Source organism: Enterococcus camelliae (genome assembly GCF_042685105.1).
Lineage (GTDB): Bacteria > Bacillota > Bacilli > Lactobacillales > Enterococcaceae > Enterococcus_G > Enterococcus_G camelliae.
In genome coordinates, this window is the sequence record NZ_JBHUMO010000044.1 from 1,466 (window position 1) to 1,939 (window position 474).

At 33.8% G+C, this 474-nt stretch carries 1 protein-coding gene; it reads right to left on the reverse strand.

Translation table 11 applies throughout. The features are described 5' to 3' along the window. A partial coding sequence (gene tnpA / locus ACFSR0_RS06995; protein WP_379981269.1) for an IS200/IS605 family transposase occupies window positions 1-347 on the reverse strand: 347 nt, incomplete at its 3' end. Window positions 348-474 lie beyond the last annotated feature (127 nt).

Genomic DNA, 474 nt, shown 5'->3' on the forward strand with positions numbered 1-474 from the left:
CCGCCAGTTGTCAAAAGACAAAAACTTTTAGACCAGAACATTTCTTTCCAAAGAAATTGTTTCACTTTTGGGAAATCACGTTTTATCAAACGTGAGCTAGCACTTTTATAGGCATTGATGAATTTTGTCAATTCTGTTTTAGGTTGAGCTTTGAACATAATGTGAACGTGATCTCTATCATGATTCCACTCAACTAAAGTAATGTGATACGATTCTGAAATTCTTTCAAAAGTCGCTTTAGCATAGTCAGATATTTCCTCATCAATTACTTGTCTACGGTATTTAGTTACTAAAACAAGGTGATAATAAAGAAGAAATACTGAATGATTGTTTGTATCTAATTCCATGTTATATCAACTCATTCCTTATATGGACTGATTATAACATAGGACAAAATAAAAAGGCAATGTGCCTTAATTGTCGGTTTTCGAGTTACCAACGGTAATCCTCATACCGAACGGCATTCATCACCCA